Below are 24053 nucleotides of genomic sequence, written 5' to 3'. Positions count from 1 at the left end.
CCTGTACTCTCCTTCTTTCCATCTTATTCTGACAATTCTCGAATAATATTCGCAATTTTTTCTGATTCAGACCATTGTAAATAATGGTGATTCCCTCCTAAAATGAGTTTAGTATTGGAAGTCCAATATTCTGAGTCTCTGTATTCTTTTTCTCTATAAGCCTGACAAAAAATAAATACAGGGACATGAGCTTCTATAGATACATTCTTAAAATCTTCCTCAGTAATCTCACAATATATATGAAATTCTGGAACTTGTCTTTCCAACTCTGAATCTTTTTCTTGCACTAAATCCCAGATTTCTTCATTAGTTTCAGAGCTAAATGCTGCTTGAGTTATGTTCTTAAAATAGACTTCGGGGCCACACTCTTCAATCAGTCTCATTTGCTCTTCCATTTCTGGATAAGGATTTTCTGAAAAATCAGAAAACATTACTTTTTTAGTTGTTGGTTCAATTGCTACTAAAGCCTGACACTTAATTGATTTGTTCATCAATTTGCAAGCTAAAATTCCACTCAAACTATGTGCACAAAGTATATATTCATAAATCGCCAATTCTTCAAGTACTTCATAAACCGCGTCTACAAGATTGTCCAGATTTTTTCCAGATTGGTCATGAATCGGACTCCTACCTGTGTTTGGAAAATCAATTGTCAAATAACCAATTGTGGGAGGAAGTTTTTCAAGTATAAGTGAAAAATTTTCATAACTTGGTAGCAAACCTGCGCCATTTAAACAAACAAGCACTTTCTTTTGCTTTTTATAAGTAACAGAGAGGCTGCCAATTTTTGTAGTTACTTCAAATCGTTTCATAAAGAAATCCACTCATTCTATAACAATGATTTATTAAAAACCCTTATCCTTTATTTTATCACGTTCTAGGGATTTTCACAAGTTGAAGAAAAAAGACACTATAGATATTTTCCCTCCAAAAATTCTTCCAAATCTCGTTCATGTTGGTACTTAATGGCAGCCTTCTTATCTTTGTCAAAGATGGTTTTGGTTAGATCAATGTCGTTTATGGTCGCGATTGCGACGGTGTAGTGAATGATATCAGCTAGTTCTTTGGCTAGTTCCTCATTTGAGTCCTGGACAGACTCTTTTCGACCAGAGCGCCCGTTCAAGACCTCGGCTACTTCTCCGACTTCCTCCACTAGCTTGATAAAGAGACCTTCCTCAGTCCGAGATTGCTGGTAATGTTCGAGTAAGTAAGCTTGTAATTGTCTAAACGTTAAATCCTTCATCTTCTCCTCCTCACAAAAAAGCGAGACTTCTGTCCCGCTTTTCTTATTTTTCGTCGATAACGATTCTTACTTTCTTGTCTTCAGTTGGGACAGAGTAGACAATCGTTCTTATCGCTGAGATAGTGCGACCTTTACGACCGATAACACGACCGACATCGCTTTGGTCAAGATCCAAGTGATACTCCAAAAACTCTGGTGTGTCTTCGATCTTGATAGTTAAGGCATCAGGTTGTGAAATCAAAGGTTTCACAATCGCAATAATGAGATTTTCAATCGTATCCATCTGTCAACCTACTTTAAACTTATTTTGAGAATTTAGAATCGTGGAATTTTTTCAATACGCCTTCTTTTGAAAGGATGTTGCGAACTGTATCTGAAGGTTGAGCTCCATCAGCCAACCATGCAAGAACGCGGTCTTCTTTCAAAGTTACTTGGTTTTCAGCAACAAGTGGGTTGTAAGTACCAACTGTTTCGATGAAACGTCCGTCACGTGGTGAACGTGAGTCTGCTACGTTGATACGGTAGAAAGGTTTTTTCTTAGAACCCATACGAGTCAAACGGATTTTAACTGCCATTTTTTAATGTCTCTTTTCTTATTTTTTTATTTCGGTGAAATAGCTGAGCTATTTAGCACATGTTCTATTATAGCAGATTTCTGACAGGTGTCAAGAAAAAAACTTGACAGAGTTTTAATTTTTTTAACTCCTAGAAATTTTTAGTAAAATCATTAACATTTGAAATCACCTCCCTTTTAGGGTACAATGGTAGAAATGAATTTTTGAGAGGAAAACAATGAAAAAACTAGCAACCCTTCTTTTACTATCAACTGTAGCCCTTGTTGGATGTACTAGTATCCAACGTAGTCTCCGTGGTGATGAATATGTCGACTCCAGCATCTCAGCTGAAGAAAGCTCAAAAGCAGCTGCTCAGGCTGCCAAAGATTTGAATGACGCATTGACCAATGAAAATGCCAACTTCCCTCAACTTTCTAAGGAAGTTGCTGAAGATGAAGCTGAGGTCATTTTACACACAAATCAAGGCGATATCCGCATCAAACTCTTTCCAAAACTAGCACCTCTTGCGGTTGAAAACTTCCTTACTCACGCTAAGGAAGGCTACTATAACGGCATCACCTTCCACCGTGTCATCGATGGCTTTATGGTCCAAACTGGAGATCCTAAGGGAGATGGTACAGGGGGCCAATCTATCTGGCATGATAAGGATAAAACAAAGGACAAGGGAACTGGTTTCAAAAATGAAATCTCTCCTTACCTATACAATATCCGAGGAGCCCTTGCTATGGCTAACACTGGTCAACCAAACACCAACGGTAGCCAGTTCTTCGTCAATCAAAACTCAACAGATATTTCAGCTAAACTCCCTACTAGCAAGTATCCAAAGAAAATCATCGAAGCCTATAAAGAAGGTGGAAATCCAAGTCTAGACGGCAAACACCCTGTCTTTGGTCAAGTCATCGATGGCATGGATATTGTTGACAAAATTGCCAAGGCTGAAAAAGATGAGAAAGACAAACCAACGTCTGCTATCACCATTGATAGTATCGAAGTGGTAAAAGACTACGATTTCAGCAAAAAATAAGCCATCAACAGATAAGGAGACGATGACATGATTTTATTTTGGGGTTCTAAAGGTTATCAGAAAGATTTGGGACATACGCAAACAGCGATCGAATGTGGTCACTGTAACAATGTCGACACATGGGAGATCGTAGAAACTGGACGCAAATTTACCCTCTACTGGATTCCACTTTTTCCTTATGGTAAAAGTTACTTCGTTTCTTGTCCGATTTGCCACTACGGTAAAGAAATTGAGAAATCTGAAGTTGAAAACTATTTAAATTACTAGTCAAAAAAGCCAAGTCATTTCGACTTGGCTTTTTTAGCACCTTTAAGTTAGCTTGTTAAAGTCCCAGATTTGGTCCATCCAGCCTTCATAAAAGTCTGGTTCGTGGCAAACCATTAGAATACTTCCTTTGTATTCTTTAAGCGCCCGTTTGAGTTCATCCTTGGCATCTACATCCAAGTGGTTGGTCGGCTCGTCCAGCACTAAGACGTTATTTTCACGGTTCATCAAGAGACAGAAACGCACCTTGGCCTGTTCCCCACCTGACAAGACTTGAATTTGACTTTCGATGTGCTTGGTTGTCAAACCACAACGAGCAAGGGCCGCACGAACTTCTGCCTGATTGAGTGCAGGAAAGGCATTCCAGACAGCTTCAAGAGGGGTTTGACGATTGCCACCTTCTACTTCTTGCTCAAAGTAACCAAGTTCTAGGTAATCACCGCGTTCAACTTCCCCAGCGATTGGCGGAATAATGCCCAAGAGAGACTTCAAGAGGGTTGTTTTCCCGATACCATTTGCCCCGATAATAGCAACCTTTTGATTGCGTTCAAAGGTGAGGTTTAAAGGCTTAGTCAGAGGACGGTCATAACCAATCTGCAAGTCCTTGGCTTGGAAGATAAAACGCCCTGGCGTACGAGCTGTTTTGAAATCAAAGGATGGTTTTGGCTTCTCACTTTGCAGTTCGATAATATCCATCTTGTCGAGTTTCTTTTGACGGGACATGGCCATATTACGCGTTGCAACACGCGCTTTGTTTCGAGCCACGAAATCCTTGAGGTCTGCAATCTCTTTCTGTTGGCGTTCGTAGGCTGCCTCCAGCTGAGATTTCTTCATGGCATAGACTTCTTGGAACTGGTAGTAGTCACCAGAGTAACGCGTCAACTGTTGATTTTCCACATGGTAAACGATATTGATTACGTCGTTGAGGAAAGGAATATCATGCGAAATAAGGACAAAGGCATTCTCATAGTTTTGGAGATAACGCTTGAGCCAGTCAATGTGTTCAGCATCCAAGTAGTTGGTTGGCTCGTCAAGCAGCAAAATATCTGGCTTTTCGAGGAGGAGTTTAGCCAAAAGGACCTTGGTTCTTTGTCCACCTGATAAGGCTGTTACATCTGTATCCATGCCATAGTCCATGACACCGAGAGCACGCGCTACCTCATCAATCTTAGCATCCAAAGTATAGAAATCTCGACTCTCCAAACGGTCTTGGAGCTCTCCTACTTCTTCCATCAGCGCATCGATATCCGCTCCGTCTTCAGCCATTTCCATATAGAGGTCATTGATACGAGCTTCTGCTTTAAATAGCTCATCAAAGGCTGTACGCAAGACATCACGCACGGTTTGACCTTCCTTTAGTACAGCGTGCTGATCCAGATAGCCAGCAGTCACATATTTGGACCACTCCACCTTCCCTTCATCTGGTAACATCTTACCAGTCACGATGCTCATAAAGGTTGATTTCCCTTCACCATTGGCGCCGACTAGACCGATATGTTCTCCCTTGAGGAGACGGAAGGACACATCTTCAAAAATTGCACGGTCACCAAAACCGTGACTTAAATTTTTAACTTCTAAAATACTCATTCTAATTCCTTATCTTGTTTTTATGCAGTCCTTTATAGAGGACCCAAGCCAGATAGCCTCCCAGGGTATTGGTCCACAAATCATCAATCTCAAAGACGCGATTAAAATCAAAGAAAAAGTCTAAGACCAGTTGCGTGCACTCGATTCCTAAACTCAGTAGAAAGCTGAGAAGGATGATTTTTTTGGTTTGTCGCAAGTTTGGGCAGAGATAGATCAGTTGAAAGACTAGTGGGAAAAGCAAGAAGACATTTAAAATGTTCTGCAAAAAGATCCAAAGGACTTGTCCCAAACTAGTCACTTCACCCAGTTTCCAAAAGGAGTTTAAGGGAGTTAAAAGAAAAACCAGGCGTCCAAAAGTTTGAATACCTGGAGTTTCCACTCCTGTAGGAAGTTGAGGTTGGGGAGTGAAGCAAAAACAGACAATGCAAAGACTGTAAATAGCCACTCCCAATCTTAAGATTAATTCTCTTTTTTTAGTCATTTTATGGATTTACCGCTGCGACTGCCTTCTGGCGGTCACGTTTCATTGTATTGGAGCGTAATTGTCCACAAGCTGCATCAATATCTGTACCATGCTCTTGACGGACAACACAGTTGACCCCTTTTTTCTTGAGGGTATCGTAGAAGGCCATCACGCGCTCTTTAGGACTACGGCTATATTGGTCATGTTCACTAACTGGGTTATAGGGAATCAAGTTGACATATGACAATTTCTTGATGTTTTTGAGCAATTCAGCCAATTCCAAGGCTTGTTCAACGCCATCGTTGACTTCATTGAGCATGATATATTCAAAGGTCACACGGCGATTGGTTGTTTCGATATAATACTCAATAGCTGCAAAGAGCTTTTCAATCGGAAAGGCACGGTTAATCTTCATGATGCTTGAGCGCAATTCATTATTGGGTGCGTGAAGAGACACAGCCAGATTGACCTGTACACCTTCATTAGCAAAGTCACGAATTTTATGGGCCAAACCTGAGGTTGAAACAGTGATGTGACGAGCACCGATAGCCATTCCCTTGTCATCATTGATGGTACGAACAAAATTCAAAACATTGTTGTAGTTATCAAATGGTTCACCAATTCCCATGACAACGATATGGCTGACACGTTCGTCCTGACCACGCTCATCAAAGTATTTCTGAACCAACATGATCTGCGCTACGATTTCCCCGTTATTGAGGTCACGTTGCTTCTTGATCAAGCCTGATGCACAGAAGGTACAACCGATATTACAGCCAACCTGAGTGGTCACACAGACTGACAAACCGTAGTGTTGACGCATGAGTACTGTCTCAATCAACATGCCATCTGGCAACTCGAAAAGATACTTAACCGTACCGTCAGCTGACTCTTGTACAATCCGTTGTTTCAAAGGATTGACCACAAACTGGTCATTGAGTTTGGCAATCAAATCCTTGGAAAGGTTGGTCATTTCTTCAAACGACTGGACACGTTTACGGTAGAGCCATTCCCAGATTTGATCTGCTCGGAATTTCTTTTCTCCTTGTTCTAATACCCATTCTTGCATGGTTTGACGTGTTAAACTATAAATAGACGGTTTCATCTCTTCTCCTTATTCTCTATCTATTTCTGACGAATGACAAAATGGCGCTGACCCTTGTCCTCTTTCTGAGACTTTTGGTCCTTATGACGACGTCTATTTCGCTTATCCGCATTTGGTTTTCTCTTGTTTTGCGAAGGTTTCTTGCCTCTTCTAGGAAGGTTTTCCTCATCCTTTTTACGCATTTTTTTGTCAAATGAAGCCCGTTTCGGTGCTTGATTTTCTAGAACAAAATAAGCACAGCCATAACTACAGTACTCTAAAAGATAATCCTGTAAGCGACTAATTTTTTCATTTTTTTCCTCTGTTCGGTCGTCTTTATAAAAGCCACGTAGACGAAGCTGTTCATTGCTCCAGTCCCCCACGACATAATCAAATTTGGTCAACACTTCTGAGAAGCGTTGATTAAAGACTGTCACATCGAAAGCATCCTTGATATTTTCAACCAAGGTAAAAGCGATTCCTTCAGTCTCAACCTTATCCCCATTTACATGAAATTCTGGGCCAGGAAACTTGTTATAATTGTATAATTCAGGTGCAATTTCTTTACGCATAGTCTTCCTTTTCCACGATTACTTAACACTCTATTTTACCATAATTTCTAGCAGTTAGCACGTTTCTCATAAAAATGAGAAAAGTCTGACGATTTTGTCAGACTTCTGCTTTATAACCTTAAAAAGAGAAGATTGACTCTTCCCTCCATATTTTATTATTTAGCTGCTGCATAAAGCTCATCTACTTTGTTCCAGTTAATGACTGAGAAGAAAGCTTTGATGTAGTCAGGACGCACGTTGCGGTATTTCACGTAGTAAGCATGTTCCCAAACATCCAAGCCCAAAATTGGTTTTTTACCTTCTGAGATTGGTGTGTCTTGGTTTGCTGTTGAAGTCACTTCAAGCTTCCCTTCTTTGTTGACAACCAACCAAGCCCATCCAGAACCAAAGCGAGTTGTGGCTGCTGCTGTAAAGGCTGCTTGGAACTCTTCAAATGAACCAAATGTTGCATCGATTGCTGCTGCAAGTTCTGCTGAAGGAGCTGTTTTTTCCGAAGTCATCAATTCCCAGAAAAGAGCATGGTTTAAGTGTCCACCACCATTGTTGATAAGTGCTTGACGGATATCAGCTGGGATAGAATCTACATCAGCAAGCAAAGCTTCAAGGTCTTCACCAATTTCAGGGTGTTTTTCAAGAGCTGCATTTGCATTGTTGACATAAGTTTGGTGGTGTTTGTCATGGTGCAAGTGCATTGTTTCTGCATCGATGTATGGTTCCAAAGCGTCATATGCGTATGGAAGGTCTGGTAAGATAATAGCCATCTGTAATACCTCTTTTTCTTTCTATATGAAAATGATAACGCAATCATCCTCTTTTTTCAAGTTTTTTGCTCAATTTGCCTCTGCCGCAATCTGCAAAAGTGCCTTTTCAAACAAGTACCCCTTTTCATAGACACCTGTCTTAATCTGGTAGTCTGTTTCAATCAAATAAGAAATCGCTCGCTTGAGAAAAGTCAAGGAAATCCCTCTCGAATCTCTCAGTGCAAACTTGATTTGATAAGGATTAGGGTTGCGCCCCAAGTAAGTTCCCAGACTGCTTGCAATCTGCGATTCCGTCTGACCAGTCTCTGATAAAATCTTCACTTGGGTAAAGGTACGAAACTTTCCTAACATGACAGCTATGAGCTTGATCTCATCCTCCCCTTGCAAGGTCAAGTCTCTAACCAGGTCACGGGCCAGGTCAATCTTCTTAGCTAAAATAAGCTGAGTCAAATCAAAAATATTGTCCTGCAGAGTCTTTGGAATAGCCTCGACAATGTCCTTCTCCTCAATCACGCCGTCTGACTTATAAGACTGTAAAAAAAGGAGATTTTTCTGGATTTCACTAAATTGAAAACCGGATTTGAGAAGTAGATTTTCAAAAGACTTTTCTGCAAACTGCAGACCTTGTGTCTGGCTCCATTTTTGGAAATACTGGCGAAGTTCTTGTTCTTTAGGTTCAATAGCATCAAATACAGTCGCATCTCGTTTGAGCAATTTGACCAGCCGTCTTTTACTATCTAACTTTCCTTCTGCAAAAATCAACAACTTGGTTGTTGGCGAAGGGTTATCAAAGTATGCCTCAAACGACTTGAGCTCATCATCTGCTAAAAATCGTTTCTTGGCTGTTGTGATATCGACAAAATGGTCTAATATCACGATTTTCTCATCCGCAAAAAAAGGGAGACTGACCAACTCCAACTCTAAGTCTTTATAAGCTACTTCTTTCATATCAAAGTAAGCAAAGTTGAGATCAGCTGGATCATAACCAATCTGTTTCAATACTTGACTCTTCATAACTTCAAACTGACCCTGGTCTGTCCCAGTAAATAGATTCAAGCTAGATAGATTTGATAAAGTCAACGTCTGACTGTCTTCAATGGCAAGCATCATCTCTCCTTTCTTCTGATTTTTTATTAAACTTAATCAATATAGCGCAATTTCCCACGGAAATCTTCTAGGCTCTCGTATCCTTTTTCCGCCATGATTGCTTTTAGTTCATTGGTAATGCGTTCAAAAGCACTGATACCTTCTTTGTGAAGAGTGGTCCCTACTTGCACCATACTCGCACCGCAGAGGATATGTTCAAAGGCATCACGACCCGTAAGAACGCCACCCGTTCCGATGATTTGGATTTGGGGATTTAAACGTTGGTAAAAGGCGTGCACATTCGCTAGAGCAGTCGGTTTGATATACTCTCCACCAATGCCACCAAAACCATTTTTAGGACGAATCACGACTGACTCGTCTTCTATGTAAAGACCGTTTCCGATAGAGTTAACACAGTTGACAAACTTAAGTGGATACTTGTTAAAAATAGCTGCCGCTTGATCAAAGTGGACAATATCAAAATATGGTGGCAACTTGATTCCAAGAGGTTTGGTAAAGTAGGCAAATACCTCTGACAAGATACGGTCTGTTGTTTCAAAATCATAGGCAATCTGAGGTTTTCCTGGAACATTTGGACAAGAGAGATTGAGCTCAGTCAATCCTTTAAACTCGCTCTCTTGAACTTTTTTCAAGATGGTATGTGTTTCTTCTGGAGACATGCCGACTAGAGATAGGAAGAAAGTACGGTTTGGCTCTTTTTCCTGCAAGTCCAAAAGATAGTCCAGATAGTAATCCAAGCCATTATTTGGCAAGCCCATGGAGTTGATAGAACCAAGTGGAACATCCTGGTAACGTGGCTCAGGATTGCCCTGACGAAAGTCCAAGGTCGCGGTCTTCGTGACAAAGGTTCCTGCTGCTGAGTTTTTGACCCCTTCAAGCTCTTCTATCGTCATACAAGCCACACCCGCTGCATTCATCAAGCAATTGTCAAACTCAAAGCCAGCTATTTGTGTTTTCGTTGATACCATGATTCTGATCCTCCAGATTCCTTTTATTTCTAATATTATACCATACTTTAAGATTTTCTCTTTGAGAAACTAATTTCTATATAAAACGTTCGGTTTTGTAAATTGAAAGAATTTTTAGAAAATTTCTGTTTTTTTCTTTACACTCAAAAAAAATTCTGCTATAATGGCTCATGTAATAAAATATAACAACAAAAAGGAGAACGATATGACATCTGCTAAAGACTATATCCAAAGCGTGTTTGCAACTGTGAAAGCTCGTAACGGGCATGAGGCTGAATTTCTCCAGGCGGTTGAAGAATTCTTCAGCACTTTGGAACCTGTATTTGAAAAACATCCTGAGTATATCGAAGAAAACATCTTGGCACGTATCACTGAGCCTGAGCGCGTAATTTCTTTCCGTGTTCCTTGGGTTGACCGTGATGGAAAAGTTCAAGTCAACCGTGGTTACCGTGTTCAATTCAACTCAGCTGTTGGACCATATAAAGGCGGACTTCGTTTCCACCCAACTGTAAACCAAGGGATTTTGAAATTCCTCGGCTTCGAACAAATCTTTAAAAACGTTTTGACTGGACTTCCAATCGGTGGAGGTAAAGGGGGATCAGACTTCGATCCTAAAGGGAAGACTGATGCTGAAGTGATGCGCTTCTGCCAAAGCTTCATGACTGAATTGCAAAAATACATCGGACCATCTCTTGACGTACCTGCTGGTGATATCGGTGTTGGAGGACGCGAAATTGGATACCTTTACGGACAATACAAACGTCTTAACCAATTTGATGCGGGTGTCTTGACTGGTAAACCTCTTGGATTTGGTGGTAGCTTGATTCGTCCAGAAGCAACTGGTTATGGTTTGGTTTACTATACTGAAGAAATGCTCAAAGCTAATGGTAACAGTTTTGCTGGTAAGAAAGTGGTTATTTCAGGTTCTGGTAACGTAGCTCAATATGCTCTTCAAAAAGCGACTGAACTCGGCGCTACTGTTATCTCTGTATCTGACTCAAACGGTTATGTCATTGACGAAAATGGTATTGACTTCGATCTTTTGGTTGATGTTAAAGAAAAACGCCGTGCTCGTTTGACTGAGTACGCAGCTGAGAAAGCAACTGCTACTTACCATGAAGGTTCTGTATGGACTTACGCTGGAAACTACGACATCGCTCTTCCATGTGCGACTCAAAACGAAATCAACGGTGAAGCAGCTAAACGTTTGGTTTCTCAAGGCGTTATCTGTGTATCTGAAGGTGCTAACATGCCTAGTGACCTTGATGCGATTAAAGTCTACAAAGAAAACGGAATCCTTTACGGACCTGCCAAAGCTGCCAACGCTGGTGGTGTAGCTGTATCAGCGCTTGAAATGAGCCAAAACAGCCTTCGCCTTTCATGGACCCGTGAAGAAGTTGATGGACGCCTCAAAGACATCATGACCAACATCTTCAATACAGCTAAAACAACTGCTGAAACCTACGGACTTGGTACTGACTACCTTGCAGGAGCAAATATCGCTGCCTTCGAAAACGTAGCAAACGCTATGATTGCCCAAGGTATTGTTTAATTAGTCGATACATCCTATCGGAGGACAAATGATGAACTTACGGCCAATGGAAGTAAGAGATAATCTAGCTGTAGCGCAGCTCATTCGAGCCAGCCTAGAAGAATTCGGGCTTGACAAACCAGGAACTGTCTACTTTGATTCTCATCTAGATCATTTGGCCGACTATTATCAACATCAAGAGAGAGCAGCTTACTTTGTTCTGGAAGATAAAGGACAGCTGGTTGGCTGTGGTGGCTTTGCACCAGTGTCCGATAAGATTGCTGAATTACAAAAACTGTATGTCACTAAAAATAGCCGTGGCAAAGGTTATTCCAGCCGGTTGATAAAGCGGATATTCCAGGAAGCCCGCCTAGCAGGTTATGAACAGCTTTATCTAGAAACCTCTACTGAACTGACTACGGCTGTGGTAATCTATCAGCACTATGGTTTTACAGCATTGCAACAACCACTTTCTAACGCTGCCGGCCACCCAGCTATGAATATCTGGATGATAAAATCCCTCTTATCAGATGAATAGATGTTAGTATACTATGGTCGACTCGAGGACATCAGTATCAAGCTCCTCAAGACAGCTAAAACAACTTTTAAAAATGTAGCCAATGCTATGATAGTAAAGGTATTGTTTCAGCACTATCACACTAGAAGAAATCCGACTGCTTATAAAAGCAGTCGGATTTTTATATATCTAATTTTTCAAAAAATTTTCCTGCTACCAGCTTTTCTTTTAGCTTCTCCAACAGCTCATTCTCCAGGAAAGGACTTAGTTCGTCAAAATCTTGGCAAACCTTAAAAACCGTCTCTCTGTCCAACTGGCCATAAGCTAGTTCATAATAGTCCTTATTATGATGCCAGTTCTGGTCATAATTGACATCTGTCCGCTGATAGAAAACGATATTCTGCTTCGGAGTCAGGTAAAGCTTCTGTGTTAGAATGCTTTTCTGATCTTTGGATAACTTGCTACGACTGAAAATCTTAACACCTTGAAAGATCTTGCGTTCATGGATACCTTGATTTGTGGCCTTTAATTCAACTCTTTTATAGTGCATATAGTCACCTCCAAAAATTACTTTCATTATATCAAACTCTGGCAGATTTGCAAGCAAAAATATCATTTCCAAAAGTCTTTCGTCGCCTCTAAAATCTCTTCTGTAGGCGTCACTGTGGCCTCAATAATGCTCTTGCCAGTCTTTTTCAGATAAGCTTGTATCAAATGATAACCATAAGCATAGCCCGCAGCATAGGGCATACCAACCGGAATTTGACCCTGTATCTTCGCGATTTCATCACCGTATAGATAAGGAGCCATTTCCGCCATCCCCGTTAGCTGAAGCTGACTGGAGATGATGGGCTTAATCTCTTCTAACTGCTCTGGACTGGTTGAAGTAACCCAAGGCCCAATGAGATCCTTACCATAGAGCTCAGCCGCAAAAGACTCTGCCAAGCCTTCACTGACTACCCAGTCTGCTAGTGTCGTCTGCTGATTCCATTTGACAAATTGAAAGCGGACATTGTGATTGCACTCATGAGCCAACGCAGCCTGCACACGTGGTAAAGTATAGTCATTTGGTAGCAGACTAAGCATGAGGTAGCCTGGAATTCCGCCATCTCCGCTATAACCCTTATTGAGCTGTAGCATAGGTTTTTCTGGATTGCCCAATAAAATAGTAAAATGGTAATCCTCAACCTCTAAGTCATAGCCAGCCTGCTCAAAAAGCCCAATACTCCTCTTGATGGTATCTTGACAATTTTGCCAGAGTTGATCAGAGCTCAGAGCGTCTATAGCTGGTCTATCCTTTTCTGAGAGAGTTGAGGGTAACTGATTCATAAAACCAAGTAGGAATAGAGCGTCAAATCCTCCAGGATACTTTGCTTTCAGAGGGATGTGTTGCGTTTGGTATTTGGTTGCAAAAGGTGCTAATATTTTCGCTCGAAAACAGCCTTCTCTCTTTTCTAAAGGAAGCTCGAGCATCTCTTGGTAAACTTTATCTGAACGAATCATATTGATTTGCATAATAATCTCCTTTCTTATCTATTATTAGTATAATCCCTTCCCTAAGGTCAGAGTCAAGAAGAAAATTAAAATATCTATTAAAATTTCATTGAAATTACCTCAAACCGTTCGAAAATTACCTTCAATAAAGTTCTTTAATACTGAGATTATAATATCCAGAGTATCAATAAATTAAAAACTTACTTTTCTACTGTTCATAGGAATGATGATACTAGAAAAAAATAAATCCTGAAGGGTAAAAACTTGTATCATTTTTTATGGAAAGCCTATTATTCAAAACTTGTTTGTCTCCTAGATAAACTATATAATTAGTTCGCCCCTTTTTTGCCCCTTCTTGAACCAAAAGAAAAAACCGCTACTCCTAAGAATAGCGGTTTTATATGTTTTTTAAGCTACAAATGTAGTCGCTCTATTATTTAAGAGTAACTGAAGCTCCAGCTTCTTCCAATTTAGCTTTGATTTCTTCAGCTTCTGCAGTTGGAACGCCTTCTTTGATGACACCTGGTGCACCATCAACAAGTTCTTTAGCTTCTTTAAGTCCAAGACCAGTGATTTCACGTACAACTTTGATAACGCCAACTTTTTTGTCACCAGCAGCTGTCAACTCAACGTCAAATGAGTCTTTAGCAGCACCAGCGTCAGCAGCACCAGCTGCAGCAACAGCTACAGGAGCAGCTGCAGTTACACCAAATTCTTCTTCGATAGCTTTTACAAGGTCGTTCAATTCAAGGATTGAAGCTTCTTTAATTTCAGCAATAATGTTTTCAATGTTCAATGCCATTGTTATTTCCTCCAAATAAGTTTTTAATTTTATAATAGTTTTTCCGTAGCTAGGCTACGCTGCGTAGCTTAAGATTAAGCTGCGTCTTCTTTGTTGTCTGCAACCGCTTTGACTGCAAGAGCAACGTTGCGCACTGGCGCTTGAAGTACAGAAAGGAGCATAGAAAGAAGTCCTTCGCGGTTTGGAAGAGTTGCAAGAGCAACGATTTCTTCTTTAGATGCGACAGCGCCTTCGATTGCACCACCTTTGATTTCAAGTGCTTCAGCGTTTTTATCAAAATCGTTCAAGATTTTCGCTGGTGCGATAACATCTTCGTTAGAAAATGCTACTGCAGATGGTCCAACAAATACTGATGCAAGATCTTCAAGACCAGCTTTTTCAGCTGCACGACGCAAGATTGAGTTTTTAATGACTTTATACTCAACTTCGCTTCCACGAAGCTCACGACGAAGAACTGTATCTTGCTCAACTGTCAAACCACGAGCGTCTACAACGACGATAGATGCAGCAGCTTTCATTTTTTCAGCTACTACGTCAACTAGTTCCGCTTTTTTAGCAATAATTGCTTCACTCATTAGTGTGTTCACCTCCGTAATTATTTTGCTTGGGGAATTTTTCCAAAAGAAAAACGCGCCCAAACCTAGACACGAAAGTACAATACGCTTCTTTTTACATGATACGTTTTGTCCTCGGTAGGATCTTTATGAGTCGAGCTCCCCTACTGTCTTAGGCAGTTTTTTCAAACCGTATATAAGTATAGCATAGACAAAAAAAGAATGCAAGATTTTTGCAAACTTTTTTTAAATTTTTTTAAATCTCTACTGTCAAAACTTTGCCTTGCTTAACCACCTGTTCTCCAGCGATATAAACATCATCAACATCACTGGATTTGACTGCATAGACTAGATGCGAGAGCATATTATTCTGAGGTTGAAGATGGATTTTTCCTTGTGGTTGAATGACCAGAAAATCCGCTTGCTTGCCAACTTCTAGGCTTCCTATCTGCTTTTCCATTCCTAGAACCTTAGCTCCTTCGATTGTCAGTGCCTTAAGGGCTGTTTCGATAGGAAATTGGCTGGCATCTCCACTTTTCATCTTTTGAAGAAGGGCTGCTGTCCGTCCTTCCTCGAACATATCTAGATTGTTATTGGAAGCAACCGAGTCTGTCGCAATCCCCACTGCTACTCCTGCTTTTTGCAGTTGGATGATGGGAGCGATCCCTGAGGCCAGTTTGAGGTTACTGATAGGATTGTGGGCGATAGCCACTTGAGAGGTTACCAAACGTTCAATTTCTCGTTCGTTTAGCTCGACCCCATGAGCAAAGACAGACGGATGATCTAAGTAACCTAGTTCTTCTAGAAAGGCGAGAGGGCGTTTGCCGTATCGTTTCAGGATTATTCCTGACTCCTCCTTGGTCTCCGCCACATGGATATGGATAGGAATATTCAGCTCTTTTGCCATATCTAAACTCGCTTCCAGCAAGTCTTTACTACAGCTGTAGGGAGAATGAGGGGCTACCATAACCTTGAAATTTGGATTTTCATATCCTAAGATTTCCTCTATGATGGCTCGGGTTCTGCTCATAGTCTCAGCAGTTGATTCTGCCTCTGAAGAAAAAAGGGTTGGTGAGAAATAACAACGCATCTTAGAGGCCTTGACTGCCTGATAAATTTGCTCAATATCCACACCATTGGGATTATACATATCGTTGAAGGTTGTTGTCCCTGACTGGAGCATCTCTGTCAGAGCTTCTTTGACTGCCTTGGTAGTCATGTCGGGAGTAAAGCCTGCTTCTGCTGGCCAGATATAGTCATTGAGCCATTCGTGGAGATTGCTGTCATCCTGAATTCCTCGCAAACCTGTCATAGCAGAATGGGTGTGGCAATTGACCAAACCAGGCATGATCCAGGCTCCCTGATAGTCTATAATCTGCTCAGCTTGCTCTAAAATCTCTGGCTCCTCTTGGCCGACATAGACGATTTGAGAGTCCTTAACGGCTAAAATACCATCCAGATAGACATGGAAATCTTGGTCACAAGTCACGATATTTACATGCTGATAGACTTTCATTGTTTTCTCCTTCTAAGACCCTGATTTTTCTAGCTATTGTAACAAAAAAGTCACCCGAAGGCAACTTTTAGTGTCATTAAGAATTTAAATGGGTAGGAATGACTTATTCAGAGCTAAAGGCCGCAGCTTTTTGCATTTGGTAATACTTGCCCTTTCTATCCATGAGATCCTGATGGTTACCATGCTCCACAATGTCACCATCTACCAAGACAAGAATCAAATCCGCATCCTGAATGGTTGACAAACGGTGAGCAATAATAAAGCTTGTGCGCCCCTTCATGAGTTTGGCAAAGGCATCCTGTACTAGCACCTCTGTCCGTGTATCGATGGAGGAAGTCGCTTCGTCTAAGATAAGAATCTTTGGAATAGCTAGAAAGACTCGGGCGATGGTCAAGAGCTGGGCTTGCCCAACAGAGAGAGATTCTCCTGCATTTTCCAGTTTGGTATCATAGCCTTGGGGTAACTGTTGGATGAAAAAGTCTGCATTGGCTGCCTTTGCAGCAGCAATCACTTGCTCCCGACTGGCATCAGGATTTCCAAAGGCAATATTGTCATGAATGGTCCCTTGCTTGAGCCAGGTTTCTTGGAGTACCATCCCAAACTGCTGTCTCAATGACGCTCGGGTATAATCATAAATGGACTGCCCATCTAACAAGATATCTCCCGAGTTAATAGGATAAAAACGCATGAGGAGATTGATAAGAGTTGACTTACCAGCACCTGTAGGACCAACGATGGCTACCTTGCTACCAGCTGGGATATTGATAGACAAATCCTTAATCAAGATCCTTTCAGGATGGTATCCAAAAGAAACATGCTTAAAGGAAATGGCTCCCTTAACTTGGTCACTGGTCAAGACTTCCTTACCTGTTTCAGCCACCTCTGGACTTTCTAAGACAGCATAGACGCGCTCTGCGCAAGCGAGAGCACTTTGCAACTCAGCTAGCACTGAAGAAATATCGTTAAAGGGCTTGGTATACTGCTGAACATAGTTCAAAAAAGTTACTAAACGCCCAATGGTCAAGGTTGAACCCATCATGATACGATAAGCTCCTACTCCAGCTAGAAGAGCATAAATGAGCGCATTGACAAAGCGAGTCGAAGGATTAACCGTTGAGGAATAAAAGATAGCTGACTGAGAATAGCTTGCGTAGTTGGCATTCGCCTCGTGCAGTCTTTGGATAAACTCTGTCTGAGCATTGAAGGACTGGATAATGGTCTGCTGGCTAAGCGACTCTTCAATCAACTGAGTCTGAATTCCCCTCGTCTCTGTTTGCTTCTGGAAGAGATGATAGGAGCGTTTGGCAATAAAGCGTGAAATCACCATGGACAGCGGCGTCAACAGCAAGACCAAGAGGGTCATGAGGAGGTGAATTTGGAGCATGGCTAGAATACTAACCAAAATCATCAAAACACCAATGAAAAATTGATTGAAAATCATGGTCAAACCAGCTGCCAACTGTTCTATGTCTGTGGTCACACGACTAACCATCTCTCCACTGCCCTGCCGGTTCACAAAAGCAATCGGTAAACGATGGAGCTTATGGATAATTCGCTCTCGCAAGTCTCTGGTATAAGAGAAGATTAGACGATTATAAAGAAGAGGATTGGCCCATTGTACCAGAGTATTTCCTATGACTACCAATATCATCTGAATGAAAATCTGCCAAAAAACTGGTGATGAACCAGCCACTAGAACTTGGTCAATGACCTGTCCAATCAAGATAGGTAGGTAGATCGATAAAGCAACTTGGGCAATAGTTCCTAGAAAGGCAAGTAAAAGGAGGAAAGGATGGTTTGCTAAATCTATGGCCAAACGTTTGAGCGTCTGGTTTGCGGTTTGTCGTTTCATGCTAGTCCTCCTTTCCATGTTGGGATGCATTGATTTCGCGATAGACTTGGCTAGTCTTCATTAATTCCTCGTGCTTGCCAACAGCTAGTAACTCACCTTTTTCCAAGAGGAGAATCTGGTCAGCCATCTGAAGTGTAGACATTCGTTGAGAAATCAAGATTAAGCTCGTGTTAGGTAAATTCTCTCGGATAGCTTTCAAGAGCTTGGACTCAGTGATGGTGTCCAGGGCCGAGGTCGCATCATCTAGGATGAGAAATGGAGCTTGTCGCAAGACTGCTCGGGCAATAGATAGCCTTTGTTTTTGTCCACCTGAGAAATTTCGTCCTCCTGCCTCAACTAGGGCATCCAAAAGTCCTTCCTTTTCACTGACAAAATCCTTAGCTTGCGCAATTTCCAAGGCCTGCCAAAGTTCTTGGTCAGACACTTCTCGATTGAAACCTAGAGTCAAGTTGGAACGAATAGTTCTTTTAAAAAGTTCGACTTTTTGAGGTACATAGGCAATCCAAGACCGCCACTGCTCAAGATTACGAGGACTACATCCATCTCGATAAAGGTCAATGCTCCCCTTGTCTGCTGGATAAAGACCAAGTAAGACTTGCACCAAGCTTGATTTACCTGAACCAGTTCCCCCGATGATACCAAGGATCTGCCCTTGATTCATATCAAAGGAAATGTTTCTCAGAGAAGGCTGGGCCGCATCAGGATAGGTAAAGGTTAATTCTTGGACTTGCAAAACACGATCACCGGTAGCTTGCTTTTCTTCTAATTCTGAAAAAATATCTTCTGGAGCTTCGGTAAAAACTTCCTCAATTCGCTTGGCTGAGATATAGGACTGGTTGAGGGAATTTATCAGCATGGCGAGCTTAACCAATTCCACCAAAATTTGTAAGAGGTAGTTGATAAGGGCAATAAGAGCACCTTGACTGAGTAAACCTCCTTGAATTGAAATATAGCCCTGCCAGATGATGACAAGAAGAGTTCCATTGACAATCAGATAGGTCAGAGGTGTTAACAAACTAGACCAGAAACCCGTCTTTTCTTGCAATCTAGCATAAACTTGGTTAAGGGTTTGAAAAATCTGTAACTCTCGTTTTTCCTGACCAAAAGCACGAATAACTCGCATGCCTTGTAATTGCTGACGCGTTTCCTGAACCAGCTGATCCGTTTTCTTTCTGAGACTGCTGTAGAGAGGATTGACCAGTCGAGAGAGACCGACAATGACAATCGTCAAAATGACAACCATAACTAAGAACCAGAAAGTCAGCTCAGCCGAGATGCGATAGGCCATAAAAATGGCTCCAAAAACGATAATAGGCGCTCTCAAAAAGAGGCGCAGGAATTGATTGATACCAGTCTGAATCTGGTAAGTATCCGAAGTCAAGCGAGTCACCAAGCTAGAAGTTGTCAAACGATCTCTGCTGTCCTTGGGTAAGGAAAGAATATGACGATAAAGGTCGTCTGTCAGTTCTTTGGCAAAACCCACCGCAGCCTTAGCTGAGTAAAACTGGGCTACCAGGGCCACTAAAACACCAATCACTGCAAAGATAAGGAGCAGGCCAATCTGCATCCATAGATGCCCTTGATCTCTCTGGGGCAAGGACTGGTCAACAATCCCAGCAATCACCATGGGAACCAAGAGCTCAAAAACAGCTTCTAGTAGCTTGAACAAGGGTGCTAGAATCGACTCTTTGATGTAGGGTTTGAAGTAAGATAGTAAGTGTTTCATAAATCCCTTCTATTCTTATTCTGGAAATGAAGAAAGTGGGAAGCCCCACCCTCTCAGTTTTATTTGTTTAAGTAAGGTAATAGATAGCCATATCCTGCTTCTTCCATCTCATCCTTGGCTACAAAGCGTAAGGAAGCAGAATTAATACAGTAACGGAGGCCACCTAACTCCTGAGGTCCATCTGTGAAAACATGACCCAAGTGAGCATTTCCTGACCGAGAACGAACCTCGATTCGCTCCATTCCATGGCTCAAATCCTTGTAATAGTGAATCAATTCCTTAGAAATCGGACGGCTAAAACTTGGCCAACCACAACCTGAGGTAAACTTATCCTTAGCGAAAAAGAGTGGCTCACCCGTCGTGATGTCTACATAAATCCCTTCTTCAAAAGTTTGGTCATAAGCATTACTAAACGGCGCTTCTGTAGCAGCTTCTTGAGTTACTCGGTAGGATTCTTCAGTTAGGCTTTCCTTCAGCACCTCTTGACTAGGCTTTTCATAGTTAGAGGCATCAATCAATGGCTTCTCAGCATCGGTCACATCGATATGACAGTAACCAGAAGGATTTTTCTTGAGATAGTCTTGATGGTAGTCTTCAGCCAGAATGTAGTGACGAAGTTTCTCCACCTCTACTGCAATCTTTCGACCCAGCATGCGTTCTTGCTCCTGCACCACTGTGTAGATAGCCGGCAAGTCTGCTTCATCTTGGTAATAGATCCCAGTTCGATATTGGCGACCACGGTCATTCCCTTGTTGGTTAATAGACAAGGGATCAATGACACGGAAATAATAAAGCAAAATCTCTCTAAGTGACACCGCTTTCTCATCATAAATCACTTGAACAGTCTCTGCATGGTCTGTTTCCTTGAGCAACTGGTAATTGGTCGTTTCGACTTGGCCATTAGCGTAGCCGACACTGGTTGCTAGCACTCCAGAAATACGTGAAAAATACTCCTCTAGACCCCAAAAACAGCCACCTGCTAGATAAATTTCTGCCATCTTTATTTCTCCTTTATCAAGGTTTTTAACTAATACTCTTCGAAAATCTCTTCAAACCACGTCAGCTTACATCTGCAACCTCAAAACAGTATTTTGAGCTAACTTCGTCAGTTCTATCCACAACCTCAAAACCATGTTTTGAGCAACCTGCGGCCAGCTTCCTAGTTTGCTCTTTGATTTTCATTGAGTATAAACTTCTTTTCAAAAAAAGGATAGGAAGCCCTCTAATCAAGAGTTTCCCCATCCTATCTTCTATTTCTTTACTTTGTTTCGACACGGACACCTTTGGTATCAACTTTCAAGTCATGTAGTTTGCCTTTGAAAGGTTGCTTTTGCAATTCAGCTTTAATCTTGGGCATCTTGTCATGAGAAGCCAGAACCATAACTGTCGGTCCGGCACCAGAGAGATAGGTCGCATAGGCTCCATTCTCTTTAGCTACTTGCTTAATCGTCGCAAATTCACGGACCAGACTTTGACGATAGCGCTCGTGGAAGAGATCCCCCTCGATTGCTTGTCCAGCTGTCACCATATCTCCTGCTAACAAGGCTGCAACAGCAACATTGGCAATTGAACTAGCTGCAACAGCTTCCTTGTAGGACAATTTCTTAGGAAGGACACCACGACTGTCGCGAGTGCGCAATTCATAGTTGGGAATATAAGCTAAAAAATCACACTCTGGGAAATCTGCCACAATCGCCGAAACCTGCCCTTCAACAGAACTCGCAACAACAAGATTTCCATAGATAGCTGGAGCCACATTGTCAGGATGTCCTTCAATCTTGGTAGCCAGCTGCAATTTGTCGTGGTTAGATAAGTTGAGATTGCCCAGTTGGTTAGCCAGTTCAATTCCAGCAACAATAACCGAGCTTGAAGAACCCAAGCCACGCGCCAAGGGAACATCGCTGGTCATTTTCAAACGTCTCGGTTGCAAGTCAGGCGCAATTTGCAAGGCAATCTTGAGCAAGAGATTACGCTCGTCATGTGGAATCCATTTACCAATCTGGTGTTCAATCAACCACTCATCCCGTTCTTCACAAACCTCAATTTGAAGATACTTGGTTACAGCTACACCAACCGAATCAAAACCTGGCCCGATATTGGCACTGGTTGCAGGTACAATAATCTTCATCCTATTCTCCTAACACCTTGAAGGTATTCAAGAGGTCAAATTCTGAAGCTTTGGCCAACTCAGCTGAAACATTCTCAAGCTGCGCTTTATTAATCTTATGAGTGATAATCACTACACGCGCCTTGTCACCCTCTTTGCCATCTTGGAGGATTTGCTTGAAGGAAATATCTTGAGCGTTGAAAATCTCAGCCAATTTCAAGACCTGACCTTTTGAGTCTGGAGCCAAGATTGAGAAGTAGTAATTAGCTTTGACATCTTCTGGATTAGCCAAGACCAATTCACGGCTATATTCGTTGAAGTCTTTACCAATAGTACCATCATTCAAGCGACGAACGATACGGACAATGTCTGCTACAACACTTGTTGCAGTTGGTTTTTGACCCGCACCTGGTCCGTAGTACATCGATTCACCAATACCGATAGATTCTACAAAGACTGCGTTCATTACCCCATTCACACTGGCAAGTGGATGTGCTTTAGGAAGGAAGGTTGGAGTCACTTCTGCAGCAATACCTGAAGGAGTTTCCTCGATAGAACCAACCAATTTCACTACGTAGCCAAGATCTTGGGCTACAGCTACGTCTTCTGGTGTGATATTGCGGATTCCCTTGTGGGCTACATCGTCAAAGGCAACCTTCATACCAAAAGCAAACTGGCTCAAAATCACCATCTTGTAGGCTGCGTCAATCCCATCCACGTCATTTGTAGGGTCGCTTTCTGCAAATCCAAGTCTTTGAGCTTCAGCCAGAGCATCATCGTAAGACCAGCCTTCTTCCACCATCTTGGTCATCATGAAGTTGGAAGTTCCATTAACAACGCCAAGAACGCGCGTAATTTTGTCAGAAGCCAACGAATTTGCCAAAGTACGAAGAATTGGAATCCCACCAGCTACTGCTGCTTCATAGTAAAGTGCTACGTTATGCTCTTTAGCGATTTCTAGCAATTCTGCTCCATGGACAGCCAAAAGGTCCTTATTAGCAGTAACAACGTGTTTCCCAGCTTCCAAGGCACGAGTGATAAAGGTTTTAGCTGGTTCGATACGCCCCATCAATTCCACTACGATTGTAATGTCCTTGTCTGATAAAATATCGTCTACATTGGTTACAAAGTTAAAGTCATTTCCTGCTGCAAGCAAGCGGTTCTTTTCATCTTCATCCTTGACCAATACCTTGGCCACTTCAATCTCTGAATGAGCTGACTGAACGATTTTTTCTCCATTTTCCTTTAGGAGGAATGGCACACCACTTGCAACGGTACCAAATCCAAGTAAAGCAATTTTAACTGTCATGTTTGTCTCCTAGAAATTTTCTGATATAGCCATTATAACAGAATTTTGTGAAAATTCCTATTATAGTAAATCACTATTTCAGTCTAGTAAAGAAAAAACGAATCCCATGATTCGTCTTTCTTGATAAATGAAAACTGATTTTAAAAATTATGAACGAATCTTTTGCAGACCGAGAACTGCGTCATGGTTAATCAATATTTGCCCATACTCTTGCAAGACTGAACGACTGATGTCACTGTCGTCTGCAAACTCACGCATACGAGCCAAGAGCCAGGCTGGATATGGACTAGGATGGTTTTCCACATCAACTAAGATTGTCAAATAATAGTGGTCATTCATCTTATAGAGTTCAGATGTTTCCATCTGGTAGTTAACTGTCTTTGCAAAAGCAACTAGGTCAGCAAGATTTGCGAAACGCAAGATATAGTAGATATAAGGTTCCTTCTTGCTCTCAGTCTCCTTGTTCGCTTGCTCCAGCTCTTCTTCCTTTGCTTCGACTTGCTCTAGAGATTGGATAGCCTCTATATCATCCTTGGTTTTCTCTGCGATACTCTTTTCTAGTGTCTTGAGAAATTCATCTGGTGACATTTGGGCCAATTCTTCCATGTCAGGTAGGTCCGCCAAATCTTCAAAATCTAGATTTTGGTCAATCTTAGACTTGGTCACAAAGACGTCCACCTTATCTGGTTTTGGTGTCACACGAAAACTCAGCATACCACTATCCAAGAAATTGTCTGGCATCTCTAACTCATCTAAAATAGCATAGAAAAACTCTTCGGTTTTTTCCTGAGGGACGAGAAAGTCTGCGATTTCCATTCCCCGATCCATCAAATCATCTAAAGTCATCGTGATTTTCAGTGTTGTATCACTAATTTGTTTCATCTTCATATCTAGTAACCTCATACTTTCAGTCTATCTATTATACTAGATTTTTACGATTTTATCAAAAGAATGAAGCGAGAATGTGATATAATACTAGATATGATTTTAGATTTAA

At 41.6% G+C, this 24053-nt stretch carries 26 protein-coding genes and 1 other annotated feature; of the genes, 4 read left to right on the top strand and 22 right to left on the bottom strand.

What is annotated here, in order from left to right; genetic code table 11:
- Nucleotides 1-23 precede the first annotated feature (23 nt).
- From HMPREF2885_RS06580 to rpsP, 4 genes are all read right to left on the bottom strand, one after another.
- The gene (locus HMPREF2885_RS06580) at nt 24-812 is read right to left on the bottom strand and encodes an alpha/beta hydrolase family protein (RefSeq protein ID WP_000819211.1); all 789 of its coding nucleotides are present in this window, start codon (nt 810-812) and stop codon (nt 24-26) included.
- 98 nt (nt 813-910) lie between these two features.
- Complete coding sequence (locus tag HMPREF2885_RS06575) at nt 911-1243, bottom strand: MazG nucleotide pyrophosphohydrolase domain-containing protein (protein WP_000654125.1); 333 nt, start codon at nt 1241-1243, stop codon at nt 911-913.
- Between the two features lie 43 nt (nt 1244-1286).
- A complete protein-coding gene (gene kphA / locus HMPREF2885_RS06570; RefSeq protein WP_000379617.1) occupies nt 1287-1526 on the bottom strand; it encodes an RNA-binding protein KphA in 240 nt (79 codons plus the stop codon).
- Between the two features lie 19 nt (nt 1527-1545).
- Nucleotides 1546-1818 (bottom strand): 30S ribosomal protein S16, encoded by a 273-nt coding sequence (gene rpsP / locus HMPREF2885_RS06565; RefSeq protein WP_000268760.1) that lies wholly within the window; start codon nt 1816-1818, stop codon nt 1546-1548.
- 217 nt (nt 1819-2035) lie between these two features.
- Here rpsP and HMPREF2885_RS06560 point away from each other — a divergent pair, with 217 nt between their 5' ends.
- A complete protein-coding gene (locus HMPREF2885_RS06560; RefSeq protein WP_070657532.1) occupies nt 2036-2842 on the top strand; it encodes a peptidylprolyl isomerase in 807 nt (268 codons plus the stop codon).
- Between the two features lie 27 nt (nt 2843-2869).
- Nucleotides 2870-3109 (top strand): zinc-ribbon domain-containing protein, encoded by a 240-nt coding sequence (locus tag HMPREF2885_RS06555; protein WP_000600214.1) that lies wholly within the window; start codon nt 2870-2872, stop codon nt 3107-3109.
- Nucleotides 3110-3151: 42 nt separating this feature from the next.
- On the opposite strand, the gene HMPREF2885_RS06550 is transcribed toward HMPREF2885_RS06555, so the two are convergent.
- The 7 genes from HMPREF2885_RS06550 to HMPREF2885_RS06520 form a co-directional block, all read right to left on the bottom strand.
- Entirely contained in the window at nt 3152-4693 is a 1542-nt protein-coding gene (locus tag HMPREF2885_RS06550; RefSeq protein WP_000025360.1) for an ABC-F family ATP-binding cassette domain-containing protein, read from the bottom strand.
- Nucleotide 4694: 1 nt separating this feature from the next.
- Nucleotides 4695-5174 (bottom strand): VanZ family protein, encoded by a 480-nt coding sequence (locus HMPREF2885_RS06545; protein WP_000163102.1) that lies wholly within the window; start codon nt 5172-5174, stop codon nt 4695-4697.
- Between the two features lies 1 nt (nt 5175).
- Entirely contained in the window at nt 5176-6261 is a 1086-nt protein-coding gene (rlmN, locus tag HMPREF2885_RS06540) for a dual-specificity RNA methyltransferase RlmN (protein WP_000804762.1), read from the bottom strand.
- 20 nt (nt 6262-6281) lie between these two features.
- Nucleotides 6282-6812, bottom strand: a complete 531-nt coding sequence (locus HMPREF2885_RS06535; RefSeq protein ID WP_070657530.1) for a YutD family protein — start codon at nt 6810-6812, stop codon at nt 6282-6284.
- A 155-nt stretch (nt 6813-6967) separates the two neighbouring features.
- On the bottom strand, nt 6968-7573 hold the full coding sequence (gene sodA, locus HMPREF2885_RS06530; RefSeq protein WP_049519616.1) for a superoxide dismutase SodA: 606 nt from the start codon (nt 7571-7573) through the stop codon (nt 6968-6970).
- A 69-nt stretch (nt 7574-7642) separates the two neighbouring features.
- Nucleotides 7643-8680, bottom strand: a complete 1038-nt coding sequence (holA, locus tag HMPREF2885_RS06525) for a DNA polymerase III subunit delta (RefSeq protein ID WP_070657529.1) — start codon at nt 8678-8680, stop codon at nt 7643-7645.
- A gap of 32 nt (nt 8681-8712) precedes the next feature.
- Nucleotides 8713-9648, bottom strand: a complete 936-nt coding sequence (locus tag HMPREF2885_RS06520; protein ID WP_070657527.1) for a dihydroorotate oxidase — start codon at nt 9646-9648, stop codon at nt 8713-8715.
- A 205-nt stretch (nt 9649-9853) separates the two neighbouring features.
- Here HMPREF2885_RS06520 and gdhA point away from each other — a divergent pair, with 205 nt between their 5' ends.
- Nucleotides 9854-11200 carry an NADP-specific glutamate dehydrogenase gene (gene gdhA, locus HMPREF2885_RS06515; protein ID WP_000199517.1) on the top strand — a complete coding sequence of 449 codons (1347 nt, stop codon included), beginning with the start codon at nt 9854-9856 and terminating at the stop codon, nt 11198-11200.
- 31 nt (nt 11201-11231) lie between these two features.
- Entirely contained in the window at nt 11232-11717 is a 486-nt protein-coding gene (locus HMPREF2885_RS06510) for a GNAT family N-acetyltransferase (protein ID WP_061421590.1), read from the top strand.
- A 160-nt stretch (nt 11718-11877) separates the two neighbouring features.
- On the opposite strand, the gene HMPREF2885_RS06505 is transcribed toward HMPREF2885_RS06510, so the two are convergent.
- The 11 genes from HMPREF2885_RS06505 to mecA form a co-directional block, all read right to left on the bottom strand.
- Entirely contained in the window at nt 11878-12246 is a 369-nt protein-coding gene (locus tag HMPREF2885_RS06505; protein ID WP_061421589.1) for an EXLDI protein, read from the bottom strand.
- Between the two features lie 62 nt (nt 12247-12308).
- Entirely contained in the window at nt 12309-13211 is a 903-nt protein-coding gene (locus HMPREF2885_RS06500) for a DUF2268 domain-containing putative Zn-dependent protease (RefSeq protein ID WP_061420755.1), read from the bottom strand.
- Nucleotides 13212-13623: 412 nt separating this feature from the next.
- Nucleotides 13624-13992 (bottom strand): 50S ribosomal protein L7/L12, encoded by a 369-nt coding sequence (gene rplL, locus HMPREF2885_RS06495; protein WP_001196964.1) that lies wholly within the window; start codon nt 13990-13992, stop codon nt 13624-13626.
- Nucleotides 13993-14066: 74 nt separating this feature from the next.
- Entirely contained in the window at nt 14067-14567 is a 501-nt protein-coding gene (gene rplJ / locus HMPREF2885_RS06490; RefSeq protein ID WP_070657525.1) for a 50S ribosomal protein L10, read from the bottom strand.
- 38 nt (nt 14568-14605) lie between these two features.
- Nucleotides 14606-14741 (bottom strand) — a sequence feature (ribosomal protein L10 leader region).
- 61 nt (nt 14742-14802) lie between these two features.
- Complete coding sequence (locus tag HMPREF2885_RS06485) at nt 14803-16062, bottom strand: TRZ/ATZ family protein (RefSeq protein ID WP_061420752.1); 1260 nt, start codon at nt 16060-16062, stop codon at nt 14803-14805.
- Between the two features lie 103 nt (nt 16063-16165).
- Nucleotides 16166-17914 carry an ABC transporter ATP-binding protein gene (locus HMPREF2885_RS06480; RefSeq protein WP_061420750.1) on the bottom strand — a complete coding sequence of 583 codons (1749 nt, stop codon included), beginning with the start codon at nt 17912-17914 and terminating at the stop codon, nt 16166-16168.
- A gap of 1 nt (nt 17915) precedes the next feature.
- The gene (locus HMPREF2885_RS06475) at nt 17916-19640 is read right to left on the bottom strand and encodes an ABC transporter ATP-binding protein (RefSeq protein ID WP_061420747.1); all 1725 of its coding nucleotides are present in this window, start codon (nt 19638-19640) and stop codon (nt 17916-17918) included.
- A gap of 59 nt (nt 19641-19699) precedes the next feature.
- Nucleotides 19700-20638 carry a peptide-methionine (R)-S-oxide reductase MsrB gene (msrB, locus tag HMPREF2885_RS06470; RefSeq protein ID WP_049501094.1) on the bottom strand — a complete coding sequence of 313 codons (939 nt, stop codon included), beginning with the start codon at nt 20636-20638 and terminating at the stop codon, nt 19700-19702.
- Between the two features lie 260 nt (nt 20639-20898).
- On the bottom strand, nt 20899-21768 hold the full coding sequence (thrB, locus tag HMPREF2885_RS06460; protein ID WP_049500332.1) for a homoserine kinase: 870 nt from the start codon (nt 21766-21768) through the stop codon (nt 20899-20901).
- 1 nt (nt 21769) lies between these two features.
- Nucleotides 21770-23056 carry a homoserine dehydrogenase gene (locus tag HMPREF2885_RS06455; protein WP_049500334.1) on the bottom strand — a complete coding sequence of 429 codons (1287 nt, stop codon included), beginning with the start codon at nt 23054-23056 and terminating at the stop codon, nt 21770-21772.
- A gap of 147 nt (nt 23057-23203) precedes the next feature.
- Entirely contained in the window at nt 23204-23944 is a 741-nt protein-coding gene (gene mecA / locus HMPREF2885_RS06450) for an adaptor protein MecA (protein WP_049500336.1), read from the bottom strand.
- Nucleotides 23945-24053: the final 109 nt, after the last annotated feature.

The organism is Streptococcus sp. HMSC062H02 (assembly GCF_001813005.1).
In the GTDB taxonomy this organism is placed as follows: Bacteria; Bacillota; Bacilli; order Lactobacillales; family Streptococcaceae; genus Streptococcus; species Streptococcus oralis_S.
Note: the sequence above shows the minus strand (reverse complement) of the source record. Positions and strands in the feature narration are given on the sequence as shown.

Excerpts from the sequence above, each read along its gene's own strand:
- HMPREF2885_RS06535 (WP_070657530.1), bottom strand. The coding sequence starts at position 6,812 with ATGCGTAAAGAAATTGCACCTGAATTATACAATTATAACAAGTTTCCT.
- rlmN (WP_000804762.1), bottom strand. The coding sequence starts at position 6,261 with ATGAAACCGTCTATTTATAGTTTAACACGTCAAACCATGCAAGAATGG.
- HMPREF2885_RS06455 (WP_049500334.1), bottom strand. The coding sequence starts at position 23,056 with ATGACAGTTAAAATTGCTTTACTTGGATTTGGTACCGTTGCAAGTGGT.
- sodA (WP_049519616.1), bottom strand. The coding sequence starts at position 7,573 with ATGGCTATTATCTTACCAGACCTTCCATACGCATATGACGCTTTGGAA.
- rpsP (WP_000268760.1), bottom strand. The coding sequence starts at position 1,818 with ATGGCAGTTAAAATCCGTTTGACTCGTATGGGTTCTAAGAAAAAACCT.
- HMPREF2885_RS06510 (WP_061421590.1), top strand. The coding sequence starts at position 11,232 with ATGAACTTACGGCCAATGGAAGTAAGAGATAATCTAGCTGTAGCGCAG.
- HMPREF2885_RS06580 (WP_000819211.1), bottom strand. The coding sequence starts at position 812 with ATGAAACGATTTGAAGTAACTACAAAAATTGGCAGCCTCTCTGTTACT.
- HMPREF2885_RS06555 (WP_000600214.1), top strand. The coding sequence starts at position 2,870 with ATGATTTTATTTTGGGGTTCTAAAGGTTATCAGAAAGATTTGGGACAT.
- kphA (WP_000379617.1), bottom strand. The coding sequence starts at position 1,526 with ATGGATACGATTGAAAATCTCATTATTGCGATTGTGAAACCTTTGATT.
- rplL (WP_001196964.1), bottom strand. The coding sequence starts at position 13,992 with ATGGCATTGAACATTGAAAACATTATTGCTGAAATTAAAGAAGCTTCA.
- HMPREF2885_RS06480 (WP_061420750.1), bottom strand. The coding sequence starts at position 17,914 with ATGAAACGACAAACCGCAAACCAGACGCTCAAACGTTTGGCCATAGAT.
- HMPREF2885_RS06500 (WP_061420755.1), bottom strand. The coding sequence starts at position 13,211 with ATGCAAATCAATATGATTCGTTCAGATAAAGTTTACCAAGAGATGCTC.
- HMPREF2885_RS06545 (WP_000163102.1), bottom strand. The coding sequence starts at position 5,174 with ATGACTAAAAAAAGAGAATTAATCTTAAGATTGGGAGTGGCTATTTAC.
- holA (WP_070657529.1), bottom strand. The coding sequence starts at position 8,680 with ATGCTTGCCATTGAAGACAGTCAGACGTTGACTTTATCAAATCTATCT.
- HMPREF2885_RS06560 (WP_070657532.1), top strand. The coding sequence starts at position 2,036 with ATGAAAAAACTAGCAACCCTTCTTTTACTATCAACTGTAGCCCTTGTT.
- HMPREF2885_RS06550 (WP_000025360.1), bottom strand. The coding sequence starts at position 4,693 with ATGAGTATTTTAGAAGTTAAAAATTTAAGTCACGGTTTTGGTGACCGT.
- msrB (WP_049501094.1), bottom strand. The coding sequence starts at position 20,638 with ATGGCAGAAATTTATCTAGCAGGTGGCTGTTTTTGGGGTCTAGAGGAG.
- HMPREF2885_RS06475 (WP_061420747.1), bottom strand. The coding sequence starts at position 19,640 with ATGAAACACTTACTATCTTACTTCAAACCCTACATCAAAGAGTCGATT.
- thrB (WP_049500332.1), bottom strand. The coding sequence starts at position 21,768 with ATGAAGATTATTGTACCTGCAACCAGTGCCAATATCGGGCCAGGTTTT.
- gdhA (WP_000199517.1), top strand. The coding sequence starts at position 9,854 with ATGACATCTGCTAAAGACTATATCCAAAGCGTGTTTGCAACTGTGAAA.
- HMPREF2885_RS06575 (WP_000654125.1), bottom strand. The coding sequence starts at position 1,243 with ATGAAGGATTTAACGTTTAGACAATTACAAGCTTACTTACTCGAACAT.
- HMPREF2885_RS06520 (WP_070657527.1), bottom strand. The coding sequence starts at position 9,648 with ATGGTATCAACGAAAACACAAATAGCTGGCTTTGAGTTTGACAATTGC.
- rplJ (WP_070657525.1), bottom strand. The coding sequence starts at position 14,567 with ATGAGTGAAGCAATTATTGCTAAAAAAGCGGAACTAGTTGACGTAGTA.
- HMPREF2885_RS06485 (WP_061420752.1), bottom strand. The coding sequence starts at position 16,062 with ATGAAAGTCTATCAGCATGTAAATATCGTGACTTGTGACCAAGATTTC.
- mecA (WP_049500336.1), bottom strand. The coding sequence starts at position 23,944 with ATGAAGATGAAACAAATTAGTGATACAACACTGAAAATCACGATGACT.
- HMPREF2885_RS06505 (WP_061421589.1), bottom strand. The coding sequence starts at position 12,246 with ATGCACTATAAAAGAGTTGAATTAAAGGCCACAAATCAAGGTATCCAT.